This is a genomic window from Rhodococcus sp. NPDC059968 (assembly GCF_042738615.1).
In the GTDB taxonomy this organism is placed as follows: Bacteria; Actinomycetota; Actinomycetes; order Mycobacteriales; family Mycobacteriaceae; genus Rhodococcus_F.
This window is the reverse complement of record NZ_JBHWUE010000024.1, coordinates 1-13,471: the sequence shown is the minus strand read 5'-3', so window position 1 is coordinate 13,471 and position 13,471 is coordinate 1. Positions and strand designations below refer to the sequence as shown.

General features: G+C 65.0%; 12 protein-coding genes and 1 pseudogene. 9 read left to right on the top strand and 4 right to left on the bottom strand.

The genetic code is table 11. The features are described from left to right. The first annotated feature begins 31 nt into the window (after positions 1 to 31). The gene (locus ACFWAY_RS20360; protein WP_378511861.1) at positions 32 to 466 is read left to right on the top strand and encodes a VOC family protein; all 435 of its coding nucleotides are present in this window, start codon (positions 32 to 34) and stop codon (positions 464 to 466) included. Positions 467 to 478: 12 nt separating this feature from the next. On the opposite strand, the gene ACFWAY_RS20355 is transcribed toward ACFWAY_RS20360, so the two are convergent. Then, positions 479 to 1,315, bottom strand: coding sequence for a nucleotidyltransferase domain-containing protein (locus ACFWAY_RS20355; protein WP_378511860.1), 837 nt, complete (start codon positions 1,313 to 1,315; stop codon positions 479 to 481). A gap of 38 nt (positions 1,316 to 1,353) precedes the next feature. On the opposite strand from ACFWAY_RS20355, the gene ACFWAY_RS20350 reads away from it, so the two are divergent. Continuing rightward, the gene (locus ACFWAY_RS20350) at positions 1,354 to 1,749 is read left to right on the top strand and encodes a VOC family protein (protein ID WP_378456936.1); all 396 of its coding nucleotides are present in this window, start codon (positions 1,354 to 1,356) and stop codon (positions 1,747 to 1,749) included. A gap of 129 nt (positions 1,750 to 1,878) precedes the next feature. Here ACFWAY_RS20350 and ACFWAY_RS20345 read toward each other — a convergent pair whose 3' ends face one another. From ACFWAY_RS20345 to ACFWAY_RS20335, 3 genes and pseudogenes are all read right to left on the bottom strand, one after another. Beyond that, positions 1,879 to 2,577 carry an acyl-CoA thioesterase domain-containing protein gene (locus tag ACFWAY_RS20345; RefSeq protein WP_378511859.1) on the bottom strand — a complete coding sequence of 233 codons (699 nt, stop codon included), beginning with the start codon at positions 2,575 to 2,577 and terminating at the stop codon, positions 1,879 to 1,881. Between the two features lie 208 nt (positions 2,578 to 2,785). Continuing rightward, positions 2,786 to 3,871: an NAD(P)H-dependent flavin oxidoreductase gene (locus ACFWAY_RS20340; protein ID WP_378511858.1), complete on the bottom strand. Its 1,086-nt coding sequence runs from the start codon at positions 3,869 to 3,871 to the stop codon at positions 2,786 to 2,788. A gap of 29 nt (positions 3,872 to 3,900) precedes the next feature. Continuing rightward, positions 3,901 to 4,143 (bottom strand): annotated as a pseudogene (locus tag ACFWAY_RS20335) (hypothetical protein); the annotation flags it as partial. A gap of 508 nt (positions 4,144 to 4,651) precedes the next feature. Between ACFWAY_RS20335 and ACFWAY_RS20330 the strand changes: the two are divergent. From ACFWAY_RS20330 to ACFWAY_RS20300, 7 genes are all read left to right on the top strand, one after another. Beyond that, positions 4,652 to 5,293: a TetR/AcrR family transcriptional regulator gene (locus tag ACFWAY_RS20330; protein WP_378511857.1), complete on the top strand. Its 642-nt coding sequence runs from the start codon at positions 4,652 to 4,654 to the stop codon at positions 5,291 to 5,293. A gap of 293 nt (positions 5,294 to 5,586) precedes the next feature. Beyond that, positions 5,587 to 6,507: an alpha/beta hydrolase gene (locus tag ACFWAY_RS20325; RefSeq protein ID WP_378511856.1), complete on the top strand. Its 921-nt coding sequence runs from the start codon at positions 5,587 to 5,589 to the stop codon at positions 6,505 to 6,507. A gap of 261 nt (positions 6,508 to 6,768) precedes the next feature. Then, positions 6,769 to 7,674 (top strand): helix-turn-helix transcriptional regulator, encoded by a 906-nt coding sequence (locus ACFWAY_RS20320; protein ID WP_378511855.1) that lies wholly within the window; start codon positions 6,769 to 6,771, stop codon positions 7,672 to 7,674. Between the two features lie 217 nt (positions 7,675 to 7,891). After that, the gene (locus tag ACFWAY_RS20315) at positions 7,892 to 10,195 is read left to right on the top strand and encodes an ATP-binding protein (protein ID WP_378511854.1); all 2,304 of its coding nucleotides are present in this window, start codon (positions 7,892 to 7,894) and stop codon (positions 10,193 to 10,195) included. 76 nt (positions 10,196 to 10,271) lie between these two features. Next, a complete protein-coding gene (locus ACFWAY_RS20310) occupies positions 10,272 to 11,621 on the top strand; it encodes an acetyl-CoA hydrolase/transferase family protein (protein ID WP_378511853.1) in 1,350 nt (449 codons plus the stop codon). A 60-nt stretch (positions 11,622 to 11,681) separates the two neighbouring features. Further along, positions 11,682 to 12,467 (top strand): SDR family NAD(P)-dependent oxidoreductase, encoded by a 786-nt coding sequence (locus tag ACFWAY_RS20305; RefSeq protein WP_378511852.1) that lies wholly within the window; start codon positions 11,682 to 11,684, stop codon positions 12,465 to 12,467. 136 nt (positions 12,468 to 12,603) lie between these two features. Continuing rightward, complete coding sequence (locus ACFWAY_RS20300; protein ID WP_378511851.1) at positions 12,604 to 13,380, top strand: CaiB/BaiF CoA transferase family protein; 777 nt, start codon at positions 12,604 to 12,606, stop codon at positions 13,378 to 13,380. The last annotated feature ends 91 nt before the right edge of the window (positions 13,381 to 13,471 follow it).

Sequence of the window (13,471 nt, the reverse complement as noted above, 5' to 3'; positions counted from 1 at the left end):
CGCTCCTCACCTATACGGAGGAACTCGCATCATGGACTGGACACTCGAAGTGGTCGTTCTGCCCGTCAGTGACATCGATCGTTCCGTTGCGTTCTACCGCGACAAGCTCGGATTCCATCTCGACCACGACACCACCAACGAGCACATGCACGTCGTTCAGCTGACCCCGGCCGGTTCGGGGTGCTCGATCGTGATCGGTGACCTCCCGTCGCACACGGAGATGTCGGCGGGGTCGATGAGGGGACTGCAGTTGGTGGTCGCCGACGCCGCCGCGGCTCGCCAGGAGTTGCTCGATAGGGGCGTCGAGGTCAGTGAGATCACCGTGTTCGACGAGCGTGACGGGGGAACGTTCTTCGGATTCGCCGATCCCGACGGCAATACGTGGGCGGTCCAGCAGATCAAGGCGCGGGCGGAGAAGCCGCTGATTCCGGTCGAGGCCCGCGGACGGTTCGGGGAGAACGCCTGAGGGTTCGCACGCTCACGTCAGGGGACAGGCGTTGCGGGTGTCCTCGACGAGTTGTTCGGCCAGGGTGAGGGCGGCGGTCAGTTCGTCGGGCGTCGTTCCGAGCCGGCCGAGGACGACGTGGGCACGATAGGTGAAGTCGGTGGGTGCGTTCGGCAGGGCACCGGCGGCGGCAACGGCGCCCTTCTCGTTGGTCAACCAGCGCCGGGCGTGCGCGTGGAGGGCGTGCGCGCACAGGCATACCGCGCGGAACAGGCAGCCCGCCACATACGTCGCATCGGCGCGCGGGATCGCCTTGCGGGCCAGCACGGTGACGAAGTCCGCCTCCCACAGTCGCCGCACCAGGGCTTCGCGCAGCGGGTCCGGGTAGTGCTGCATGTCGGCGTGAAGAGCAGTGATACGTCCGGACGGATCGGCGAGGATCACCGCCGACGCGAGTTCACCCGCGTAGGCGAAGTCCGCGAACCCGAACGGGTGACCGGTCTGGGCGTGGAACCCGTACACACCCTGTTGCGCGTCCCGCCATACCGCGGTCACCCGGTCGAGGTCGCGGTACAGCCAGTCCACCGCCCTGCCGTCGAACGACAGCCACGCCCCGCCGTCGACCCACGGCCCCCACTCACCCGTCCGGGTCGCCGATGCCCCGGCGCCCGCCCACTCCTGCGCGAGGTCGTTCAGCCTGTCGGTGTCGAGGGCCCCGCGGTAGTAGACGCCCAGGTCGTAGTCGGATTCCGCCGTGTGTGTCCCTCGGGCGCGGCTGCCGCCGAGGGTGACGCCGACGACGCCGTCGACGCGGCACAACCGCTCGGCGAGTGGTCGCAACACCAGGTCCTCGAATTCCACACCCCACATCGTCCACCCCGGCCCGGCGCAGCGGATAAGTTCGGTTCATGCTCATCTTGGGAACGACCGTGATCGGGGCACGCGACGTCGGGCGTGCAACCAGGTTCTGGACCGAGGCACTCGGACTGACTGCGCTCCCGCCGGTCGGCGACAACAACTTCACCAACCTGTCCCTGCCCGACGGCCGACTTCTGCTGGCGATCCAGCAGAGCGAACACGACGCGGAACCCGAGCCACGGCTGCACCTCGACCTGCACGCCCGCGACAGCGAGGACCAGGCCGCGGAAATCGAACGACTCGTCGGTCTCGGCGCGCAGCGGGTGCCGTGGGACCGGTACCCCGAGGACTCGGACTTCGTCGTGCTGGAGGACACCGAGGGCAACCGGTTCTGCGTCATCGACAACTCTCGTGCGCCGGAACAATGCCGGCTCGAGATGTCCTGAGGTCGACTCCTCCACTCCGCATCGTCAGCAGCGTCAACCTCTCCCGACGCCTCGGTCAGCACTCAACCCGTTCTGACTCTGCGATCCGGGAAGTCGGCCTCACCGCGCTGATCATTGCTCGAGCATCACCTACTGCAGCACAATGGGCCGCTGCTGAAGGCAGGACACCGACACCGAACCGAATCCCCCGGCGGAGTCGAACATCGTGGCCACCCCGGCCGACAACCCGTCGCTCTCGAACCGCTCCGCGAGCGTCATGCCCACCGCGGTCTCGGTGGGACGGCGGACGATATTCATCGTCAGATCGGCGTTGATGAACGCCAAGCCGTCAGGTCCTGCGTTCGCCACCGCATTGGTGATATCGGCGGCAGCCGCTGCGGCCTGGAACGGCGTCAGGTCTTCGCCTTCGACGATCGGTACCGGGAAGTGCCAGACGCTCTTGGCGTGTGCGTCGCGCGGCACTGCGCCGTCCGTGAGCCAGTCCCCCTCGTGCCGGCGATAGAGGCGTTCGATACCGCCAATCGGCGGAGGCGGCTGCGGGACCTCCGCAATCACGTCGATACCGCTGTGCGGCAACTCTGTTGGACGCAGGAACAGTGCTGTCCCACGGGCCACCGCGGCGCCGTCTTGCATCAGTGTGGCGTCGAGCAGACAGAGCCTGCGGCCTTGGCGCAAGACCGTGGTGGCGACTGAGCACGGTGACTCGCCAGCCGGACGGAACAGATCGAGGGTCCATCTTGCCGGAGACAGGTCGGACCGACCGAGGTCGGCGACTCTGCGTTCCGCCGCTCGGGCCAACACCCCGCTCACCGCCATGCCGCGCAGCATGCGGCTCCCCCATCCTCCAAAGGCACGAGGCAACGGACTCAGAATCTCGCGTTCGGGAGACGCGGGGACGTGGGAATCGACTCGGTAGAACGCAGACAGAGACACGGAAGACCTTTCGTCGGGATGTCGCTCGGCGGAGGTCCGCGTGCCCGGGCTCCGATGGCCTGGGTGGCGCCGACCTGTTCAGGCCGACGCCACCCGCGACGATCTACTGCGAGTACTTGATTCGCCCACTGGATGCGTCGAGGGCTTCCGCAGTCTCTTGGACGAGACGCTCGAGCACCTGGCCGGCCGGCAGGACATCGCGGATGAGACCCGAGCCCTGTCCAGCGGGCAGCGCCTGCTGGTTCTTGAGATCGGCTTCGGCAGCGGCGAATCGCACCGGGCCGATGGCCACGCGCTGCATCGGATAACCGAGCAACTGATCCTCGCGGCCATGCCACACGTCAGTGAAACGGTTTTGCAGCTGGCGCACGTACAGACCGTCGAAGAGCAGCGAACGGATCGTGGTGTCGTGATCGGCCTCCACGATCGACTGCTTGTAATTCGGCCCGACGCTCGACTCCTCGGTGTTGATGAACCGAGTGCCGATCCAGGCGCCCTGCGCGCCCTGGGTCAGCACACCGGCGATCTGCGCGCCGGTCACCAGACCACCGGCAGCAACCACCGGAACGGTGGCGAACTCGAGAACCTCCGACAGCAACGTCACCAGACCGACGTCACCAGTGTGCCCACCGCCCTCGGTACCCTGCACGACGACGATGTCCGTGCCGTTCGCGATCGCGCGCTTCGCATGCGAGGCCCGACCGACCATCGAGATGGTCTTGGCGCCCCAGCTGTGTGCGTGCTGTACCGCCCACTCCGGCGTACCCAGCGCACACGCGATGACCTCGACTCCGTACCGCTCGCAGATCTCCATCTTGCGCTTGGCATCGTCGATACCCATCGCCTGGTCATCGACCGGCTTGACCTCGACGCCCAGCGCTTCGACCTCTGCTTGCAACTCCCTGATGGGATCGGGCAGATCCTCGTGCTTGACCGGCTCCGGCTTCTGGGGTGCACGCGGCGGAAAACCGATGTCCACGCACACCGGCTTGTCGGTCACACTGCGCACGTACTTGATCTCCTCCTCGACCCGCTCGGGCGTCGGCGAGATCGCCGCGATAGTGCCGAGGCCTCCGGCTTTGGAGACGGCCGCGGCCAGTGGACCGAAGGCCACACCGCCCATGCCGGCCTGCAGAATCGGATACTCGATGTTCAGCAGATCGCAGAGATCGGTCTTGAGAATTGCCATTTCGCCTTCTCCTTCATATATGGCGGGTTTCACGCTTGGCTGGTCTTCCGCAGGCTTTGCCGCGGTAAGTCGTTGATGTGATCAGGACGTTGAAAGGTCGCTGCGAGGCCCTGGCCGCCGCCGATACACATGGTCTCGATCGCGTAGCGGCCTGCCCGACGCTCCAACTCGCGGAGCCTGGTCGCCAGGATGCGGACGCCGGCGGCCTCGACAGGATCTCCCACCGAGATGCCCGAGCCGTTGACGTTGCTGCGCTCCTCGAATTCAAGGACCTCATAGCAGCGAAGATTTCTAACGAAACCTTAGATTAAAGTGGAGTGAGACGCAACGGCGTGGGCGACTTAGTCCGCAATCCGGCCCACAGACAAGATCTGGTGCCGGTAGACGAGGAGGATCCCGCACGACCGGTCTCCAGCAATGAGGCCGCTTCATCTACTTCGCCAACACTTTCTCCGACACGATCGCCGGCTACGAGGTCCAGCCGGGTGTGACCTGACGCCGGTTCCCCGCTCCCCGTACGCCGCCCGGTGAGCGGTGCCCCATTCCGCCGACGGCGAGTGGCCGTATCTGGTCTCCTCTCCACCGGCGTCCGATTCGCCGATGGCGCAGCGCGACTACCACCGATCGACCGCTGACCTCGGTGGGCACAGTCCAGAACGACGGCGACGTCGAGAACACGCGGATCCGGCGACTCCGCCTAGACTGGAACGACAATCTAATGCCGTTGCAGAATTCAACGGCAATTACAGGCGTCCGGACGAGCCCGACACGAGGAGTCAGATGACCGCGACCGAGCACGACGACGTCACCGCGGCGCCCATGTCCAAATCGGAGGTGACCCGGGCGCGGATCATCGCCGCCGCGGGCAAGGTCCTCGCCGAGACCGGGTATCAGCACACGAGGTTATCTGCAATCGCAGCGGAGGCCGGCATGCAAACCGGAAGCCTCTACTACCACTTCGACTCCAAGGAGGCGCTGGTCGAGGAGGCGCTGGATGGCGGCGTCCGCGTGGCCCACGAACGAGTGCGACAGTCAGTGGCAGACCTGCCCAACCCAGCCACTGCGGGAGAACGTCTGTTCGCCGCTATTCGCGCGTTCGTGAAGGTGCGGCTCGAGATCGGCAGCATGTCGCCGGCACATATCCGCAGCTACCGGGACCTCCCCCGGGACATGCGTGAACGCTTGCGTCCGGAACTCGAGGCGTTCTCATCCCTATGGGACCAGTTGGTGATCGCAGCTGTCGAGTCCGGCGAGATCCGCAAGGACATCGACCCGTTCGTCCTCCACCTTTTCGTCGTGCACACTTCCGAGCAGATCACCAAATGGCCAGATACGGTCCGGACATCCATCGCCCACACCACCGACGTGATGGTCCGGCTCATGACGAACGGGCTGCAAGGACCAGCGCACACGAAGCGCTAGCAATATCGGTCAGGACGCCGTCGAGTGCCCGCCAACCGCATCCGCCCCAAGCCCACCTCCCAAGCTTCGGGAGGGGCACCGGCGCACGCTGGAGGACACGCGGCGATTGTCGCAGGAGCACACCTTCCGGCAAGGGGGGAAGGATCCTTCCCTGGACGAAACTTCCCCTGTTGAGCCGCTCGCGGCTGTGTAAGGGTCATTATGTGGCCAGCCAGCCGAGATGCTTAAAGCGCCCACTAATTGCACGCTGAGGTCCCTCGAGAACTCGTTTGCACCCTCACCAGGAGATGAAGATGAAAACAGAGGTCAAGTTCCCAAGCAATGGGCTTATGCTCGCTGGGCAGCTTTACACCCCCGATGATGACACCACGAGCGAGCGTCGCCCTGCGATCGTCGTGTCCCACCCCTTTGGTGGTGTGAAGGAACAGACCGCCGGCCTCTACGCCGCCAAGCTGGCGGACGAGGGGTTCGTCGCATTAACCTTCGACGCCTCCTACCAGGGAGAGAGTGAAGGCGAGCCGCGCTTCCTCGAAAACCCCTTTGCCCGTGCCGAGGACGTCAAGAGTGCCGTTACCTATCTGACGACACGCGATGAGGTCGATCCAGAGCGCATCGGTGCTCTCGGCATCTGCGCCTCCGGAGGATACGTCCCGTACGCCGCCCAAACCGAGCACCGCATCAAGGCCGTGGCCACCGTCAGCGGCGCCGACATGGGCGCACTGTTCCGTGAGGGCCTCGGCGGGGGCCAGAGCGAAGACGTCATCCGTGGGATGCTCGACGATGCAGGGATGGACCGTACCGAGGAAGCTCTCGGAAAGGAGCCCCGTTTGCTGCGCGTCGTCCCTGAAACAGAGGAGGAGGCCGAGGGCATGCCCACTCTGTACCGACAGGGCCGCGACTATTACCGCACCCCTCGCGCCCAGCATCCCAACTCGCCGAACTGGTGGGTCGCCCGAAGCGTCGATCAGATCGCTCAGTACTCCTCGTATGACCTCATCCATCTCATTTCACCGCGCCCACTGCTGATGATTGCCGGCACGGAAGCCGATACCGCGTATTTCAGCCGCGAAGCGATCGAAAAGGCGAACGAGCCGAAGGAGTTGTACTGGATCGAAGGTGCCACCCATATCGACCTCTACGACAAGGAGGAATACGTGCCGGAGGTCGTGACGAAGCTGACCGGCTTCTTCCGAGAGAACCTCACGTCCAACTGAGTCAGAGGGACGAAAGCGGACCTACCAGCCTTCGCTCCACGGACGGTAGCCGTACTGTGCAAACAGTACGGCGCCGTGGAATCGGCTCTTGAACTCCCTGACATCGGAAATTGATATGGGTGTCGAACAGTTGGTCGATCGTCTGCTCGGGCTGCAGGCCATCCGCCCGCAACAGGGCCACCGACGTCCGAGGTGCGTGTGGGTTCCAGGGGAGGAATTTGCCCTCCCAGGAATTGAACCGACAAGGAAAAATCGGAAGCTATGAACCCACGACAGATCACGGGTAGCGAGCTGGGCAGATTTCTGCGAGCCCGACGCGCCGAAGTCACCCCCGCCGATGTCGGCCTGCCCAGCACCGACCATCGCCGTGTCCCTGGTCTGCGACGGGAGGAAGTCGCCCAACTCGCCTCGATCAGCACCGATTACTACACCCGCATCGAACAAGGGCGCCTGTCCGGTGCGTCCGCCGCTTCACTGGATGCGATTGCCCAAGCTCTACGTTTGAGCCCGGATCAAACCAGCTACCTCCGTCAGCTGGCCAGGAAGCCCAACATCGCCCGGGGACGCAGATCCGCCGCTCAGCGTGTTCATGCCCAGACCCAAGTTCTATTGGAAAACCTCACCAATGCCCCCGCGCTCGTCCTCGGACGCCACATGCAGGTCCTAGCCTGGAACGCGCTCGCCGCAGCCCTCTATACCGACTTTTCCGCCCTGCCGTCCGCCGACCGCAATATGTTGCGCCTGACCTTTCTCGACCCGCACATCCGGGACCTCTATGTGGACTGGGAAGACAGCGCTCGCGAGTGCGTGGCTTTTATCCGCATGGACACCGCCCACGCGCCCACCGATCCTGATCTCCAGGCGCTGGTCGGGGAGCTGTCCGTCCGCGACAAAGACTTCAGTCGTTGGTGGGTCTCGCATAACGTCGCCCATAAGACCTTCGGCACCAAACGCTTCCGTCATCCGGTAGCCGGCGAGATCACTCTTGATTGGCAGATGCTCACCTGCCCACACGACCCGCAACAATCCATCATGATCATGACCGCACCGCCTCGAAGCCGCTCACATGAGGCTCTCCGTTTCCTTGCTTCCTGGGAAACCGAACAGTCTCACGACATTCAGTCCGACCGACTGGACACGCACGTGCAGAAAGACCAACTCAGCTGACCGGGCTCCTCGTCGTCCCGACGTGCCGGCCCATCGGCTTCCCGATCGAAGGCTCCCCAGCAGGAGGCTGTTGGCCGGCTTCACGGCACCCGTCATGGCGCCTCCTCCCACGGTGCATCGTCCTCGTCGGGAGTCCTGTACAGACCATTCCACAGCGAGAGGGAGTGAAACTGGCGGCCCGGTTCACAGTCGCACGGGCTGGTGGCACGATGCGAGCATGACGGAGCGCGTTCCAGGAAACCTACCGGCTGAGGTCACGAGCTTCGTCGGCCGCCGCCGTGAGCTTGCCGAAGCCGGGCAACTCCTGCGGACCGCCCGCTTACTGACCTTGGCTGGTCCCGGTGGGATCGGTAAAAGCCGCATGGCGCGTCAGATCGCTGTCGAGGCGCGTCGCTCGTTCCCCGATGGCGCGTGGCTGGTCGAGCTGGACGACCTTGCCAACGGTGAGATGGCCCCGTCGGTCATCGGCTCCGCGCTCGGACTGTTCCATACCACGACCTCCCCAGTGACTGACCTTGTCGAGCACTTGCAGGGCAAGCAGCTGCTGCTGATCGTCGACAACTGCGAACACATCATCGACTCGGTCGCCGCGTTGCTCGGCACTCTCCTCGCATCAGTGCCCACACTCCGCATCCTGGCCACGAGCCGACAGGTGCTGGGTGTGGAGGGTGAAGTGGTGCTTCCTGTCCGCCCGCTGTCCACTCCTATGCCCGATCGGCCGATTGCCGCGGGTTCCGATGCCGTCACTCTTTTCGCCGAGCGTGCGACCACGGCGCTTCCCGGTTTCGCGGTCGACGAGGGCAACCGGGAGCTCGTGACAGGGATCTGCCAACGCCTCGACGGCGTTCCACTGGCGATCGAGCTCGCCGCGGCCCGCTTACGGGCCTACTCACTGGAGGACATTCTCCGCAGACTCGACGATTCGCTGCACGTGCTGGTGAGCACACTGCGCACTACCCCGGAGCGGCACCGAACGCTGGAATCGACCCTCGACTGGAGTTACCGCCTGTGCTCGTCGACCGAGCAAATCCTGTGGGCACGGCTGTCGGTGTTCGCGGACGGGTTCACGGTGGGCGCCGCCGAGGAAGTGTGCGCCGGCGGCAGCGTTCCTCGGAACGAGGTCTTCGACCTGATCGCAGGGCTCGTCGACAAGTCGATTGTGACCAGGGACGGCGAAGCCCACGGACGTGACGCACGACTGCAAATGCTCGGGCTTCTTCGTGAGTTCGGTGCCGAGCGGTCGCGTGAGTCCGGCGAGGAGCGCGCTGTGCGGTTGCGTCACCGCGATTACTTCCGTGCTCTCGCGCTCCGGGGTAGCACGGATTACTTCAGCCCACGTGAACTCGAGTGGTCGCGCAGTGTGCGGAGGGAACATGCGAACATTCGTGCCGCCGTGCAGTTTTGCCAAACCGAGTTGCAGGACTTCACGGCGGTTCTCGAGATCGTCTCTCCACTGCAACTCTATCGGGTGGGGGCGAGTTTCGTCGTCGAGGAGTACCGGTGGCTGAGCACAGCACTGGATCTCGACCTCGAACCGAGCGAGATCAGGGCTCGCGCCTTGGCGGCGTGCAGCTATGCCGCATCACTCACGGGCGACGGCGACGAAGGGGAGCGGCGGGCAGTCGAGTCCGAAGCTCTGGCAAAGCAGTTGGGCCTTCAGCAGGTCCTTGCCGACGCTGCCTGCAGCATCGCGAGAGCCAGTTTCTTCCGGGGCGACAGTGCTCGAACGCTCGAACTCGCACGGGAAGCCGCAGCTATTTGCCGGGAGGTGGGCAACGCTGCCGGGGCCTGTGAAGCCCTGTACCGGGCGGCCGTCACAGCCTTCGGGATGAGAGATGACCGAGCATCCGAGTTCGCGGAGGCATCGCTCGCACTGGCGAAAGAGCATGGTTCGCCCTTCCGCACCGCGAGTGGTCTGTGGATTGCCGGGCTCCAGGACTGGTGGAACGGAGACCAGGAACGAGCGACTGCGCGACTACGTGAAGCAGTGAGGCTCTACGATTCGGTCGGCTTCGTCGCCGGAATCGCGATGTGCTGTGAAGGTCTGGCCTGTGCAGCTACGTCTGCAGGTGACTACGAGCGTGCCGCGTGTCTGCGTGGAGCGGCGGACACGACATGGCGCGCCACCGCGGCCCTCTTCGCGAAGGCCGTGGTTCGCAGCCTGAACACCGAACCAGTCGATCAGACGATTCGCCGAGCACTGAGCGAAGCCCGATACCAGGCTGCGTTCAGTCGCGGTGCCGGATTCTCCGACGAGGAGACACTCGAGTACGCGGTCGGTGGACACAGCGAACCGCCTGCGACGCGCGCACCCTCTGAGTCTGTCCGACTCACTCCACGAGAGACCGAGGTTGCCGAGCTTGTTGCGCGCGGAATGAGCAACCGCGACATCGCCGTCAAACTGGTGATCGCACAAAGGACAGCGGAAGGTCACGTCGAACGTATCCTCAACAAGCTCGGCTTCCGCTCACGTGCTCAGATCGCGGCGTGGGTGACCGAGCGGGGCCAGACCCAGAAGTGAGCTCAACCGGGTACAGGTACGTATTCAGGTATTTGCCCCCACGTGATCGGAGTCTCATCGGCGCACGATAGTGCCCATGAGTACCCGACAGCAGCGTCCAAGGGACCTGCAGGAACACCTCCATTCGCGCACGGCCCCCGCCCGGACCACCGCACGGTCTGCTGATCTCGGTGTGCCCGAACGGGTGCGGCAGGGGGATCCGCTGGTGGATCTGCGCATGGCGGACCACCTCATGCCCGGCGACACAGTGGTGATCGGTCAGGCAGCCGCGGAACCTCCGGAACTCGTCGCACGGCTCATCGAGGCGGCGGGTGAGTGTGAGCGACTGACGGCGGTATGCGGCTATTCGCTCAGCGATGCGTGGGGGAAGGTCACCGCCGGTCGGCCGCGGGTTGTCGGATATGCGGCGCACGGTCCCTTGCGGCCGCTGGCGGCCAACGGGCTGATGGACGTCATGCCATGCCACTACAGCCAGCTCGAACAGCACGTCATCAGCGGGCGAATCCCAGCCGATGTCGTCCTGCTGCAGCTACCACCTGCCGACGCGGACGGGTACCACAGTGTGGGACCCTCCGTGGACTACGCGGCTCTCGCAGCGCAGTCGGCCCGGGTGGTTCTCGCGGAGATCAATGAGAACCTGCCGTCGACGCGCGCGCAATGGCGGCTGCACCGCTCGCAGATCACAGCATCGATCACCACCGACCGTCCCGTCGTGGGCACTCCCTCCCGGCCGCCGTCGACGGCCGAGCGGGCTCTGTCCCGCAACGTCGCCTCCGCGATCCCCGACGGTGCGACGATCCAGCTCGGGATCGGCACATTGGCAGACGCGATCGCGACCGAACTCCGTGGCCACCACCGACTCCGGGTGCGCTCCGGCCTGGTCGGCAACTGGCTGCTCGACCTGCACAATGCTGGTGCCCTGGACACCGCGGAAGGAGCCTGCGTGACGGGGATGGCTTTGGGCGACCCAGAACTGTACTCGTTCGTCCACGACTCCGACGCGATCCGGTTCGTGCCGATAAGCGAGCTCCTGTCAGCGACGGCAGTGGCAGAGTGCAACCCCTACGTCGCGGTCAACTCGGCGCTGGAGGTCGATCTCCTCGGCCAGGTCAACTCCGAGGTGATCAAGGGGCGCTACGTCGGTGCCGTGGGCAGCCAGGTAGATACCTTTCGCGCCACCCGTCTTGCGAAGTCCGGTCTTGCCATCGTCGCGATGGCGGCCACGAGTCCGTCCGGGGACACCAGCCAGATCGTCGGCAGGCTCAGTGGTCCGGTGACCTCGCTGCAGAGCGACATCGACCTAGTGGTAACGGAATTCGGCATCGCCGACCTCCGTGCGACAACTCTCCGTGAGCGCGCGGAACGCCTCATCGCGGTTGCTGCACCGGAACACCGCGCAACGTTGCGGGCGAGCTACTCCTCCTGAATCTGAAATCTATTGCTGCGACACTGAAGTCGCGGCAACAATCTCGAAAGGCGAACATCTATGAAGCAGAACGAGCTGGCAGGGAAAGCAGCCTTCATCAGCGGCGGCACGGGCGGCGTGGGGCTCGAGGCCGGCATCCGGCTGGCGCGCGCCGGTGCCAGCGTCACCGTGACCGGTCGCACCCCCGAACGTGCTGAGGACGCACTGGCTCGACTGAAGGCGGTATCCGACGACGTCCACTTCGAGGCCGCCGATTCCGGAGACGCCGGCAGTATCGGCGCGGCCGTCGACCGGGCCGCCGCGCGGAGCGGTGGCGCTCTCGACATCGTCATCAGTGCCGGGGCGGAGGGGCAGCCCGGCGCCAAACCGTTCGCGGAGATGACCCCCGAGGAGATCCAGGCGGCGTTCAACTCGCGCCTGTACCCCCGACTTTTCCCGGTCCACGCCGCCATTCCGGCACTGCGCGTCCGCGGTGGCTCCATCGTCATGCTCTCCACCGACGCCGCACGACACCCGACACCGGGGGAATCGGTGATGGGTGCGGCAGGTGCCGCATACATCCTGATGACCAAAGTGTTCGCCAAGGAGTTCGCCCGCTGGCAGATCCGGGTCAACAGCGTCGCCATGACACTGACGTCGGGCACCCCGTCGTGGGATCGCATCTTCTCCAACAAGAACTTCCAGCAGAAGCTGTTCGCGAAGGCCGCCGAACGATTCCCGCAGGGGCGGCCGCCGACCGTCGACGAGGTCGCCGACGTGGTGACGTTCCTGGTCTCCGACCAAGCCGGACAAATCAACGGCCAGACGGTAAGCGTCAACGGCGGGTTGTCCTTCGGTGGCTGGTGAACTCCGACGACCGAACGTGAACGAATCCGCCCGGCGCAAGGACTCTGACCGCAATCGTCCGTCCCGATCAGGACTGGTTCGAGACCGGCCACGGGGTCCCTGCCACCGAACGACATCATGACAAGGAGCGTGCACAGTGTCGAAGAATGACGACCGAGTGGTCGGCCTGGCCGGCACCGATGACAACCTCCCCTTGACCGGTGTACGGGTTGTAGACCTCTCTCAGGTCGGAGCCGGTCCCTACGGCACCTCCCTGCTCGGCGACCTCGGGGCCGACGTGATCAAGGTCGAACCCCTCGAGGGCGACAGCTTCCGGCATGTCGACAGCGCTTTCGGTGAGGGTGAGAGCGCCTACTTCTTCGGGGTCAATCGCAGCAAGCGATCCATCGCATTGGACCTGAAGAGCGAGCAGGGCTACGAGGTGCTCACCCGCCTGGTCCGCGACGCCGACGTCTTCGTCGTCGCGTTCCGGCCGGACGCCGTCGAGCGGATGGACATCGATTACGACACGCTGAGCAAGCTCAACGACCGCATGATTTACTGCTCGATCACCGCTTTCGGGGAAACCGGGCCCCGCGCCCACCAGCCGGGCATGGACATCCTGGCGCAAGCAATGAGCGGGTTGATGGGCGTCACCGGTGAGGTCGGTGGTGGTCCGGTGAAGGTCGGGGTTCCGATCGCCGACTTCGTCGGATCCTTCCTCCTCGGCTTCGGGGTGTGCGCGGCCCTGCGGTTGCGTGACCGAACCGGTCACGGCGACAAGATCAGCATCAACCTGCTGGACGGCCAGGTGGCTACGTTCGCGAACTACATCACGGTGTATGACAAGACGAGGGTCCCGTTCCGCCCGCAGGGCGGCGGGCATCCGCAACTCGTGCCGTACCAGCCATTCCTCGGTTCCGATCAGAAGTGAACTGTCCTGGGTCGGGTGGAGACTCCTGATTGAACCAGGAGAATGAAATCATGCCAGCACCGAGGAAGTACGACACCGAGACCCGTGAGCG

What these genes read in the sequence shown, in the direction of transcription:
- ACFWAY_RS20320 (WP_378511855.1), top strand. Translation starts at nt 6,769, where the DNA reads ATGAACCCACGACAGATCACGGGTAGCGAGCTGGGCAGATTTCTGCGA.
- ACFWAY_RS20345 (WP_378511859.1), bottom strand. Translation starts at nt 2,577, where the DNA reads ATGCTGCGCGGCATGGCGGTGAGCGGGGTGTTGGCCCGAGCGGCGGAA.
- ACFWAY_RS20305 (WP_378511852.1), top strand. Translation starts at nt 11,682, where the DNA reads ATGAAGCAGAACGAGCTGGCAGGGAAAGCAGCCTTCATCAGCGGCGGC.
- ACFWAY_RS20360 (WP_378511861.1), top strand. Translation starts at nt 32, where the DNA reads ATGGACTGGACACTCGAAGTGGTCGTTCTGCCCGTCAGTGACATCGAT.
- ACFWAY_RS20355 (WP_378511860.1), bottom strand. Translation starts at nt 1,315, where the DNA reads ATGTGGGGTGTGGAATTCGAGGACCTGGTGTTGCGACCACTCGCCGAG.
- ACFWAY_RS20330 (WP_378511857.1), top strand. Translation starts at nt 4,652, where the DNA reads ATGACCGCGACCGAGCACGACGACGTCACCGCGGCGCCCATGTCCAAA.
- ACFWAY_RS20310 (WP_378511853.1), top strand. Translation starts at nt 10,272, where the DNA reads ATGAGTACCCGACAGCAGCGTCCAAGGGACCTGCAGGAACACCTCCAT.
- ACFWAY_RS20350 (WP_378456936.1), top strand. Translation starts at nt 1,354, where the DNA reads ATGCTCATCTTGGGAACGACCGTGATCGGGGCACGCGACGTCGGGCGT.
- ACFWAY_RS20325 (WP_378511856.1), top strand. Translation starts at nt 5,587, where the DNA reads ATGAAAACAGAGGTCAAGTTCCCAAGCAATGGGCTTATGCTCGCTGGG.
- ACFWAY_RS20315 (WP_378511854.1), top strand. Translation starts at nt 7,892, where the DNA reads ATGACGGAGCGCGTTCCAGGAAACCTACCGGCTGAGGTCACGAGCTTC.
- ACFWAY_RS20340 (WP_378511858.1), bottom strand. Translation starts at nt 3,871, where the DNA reads ATGGCAATTCTCAAGACCGATCTCTGCGATCTGCTGAACATCGAGTAT.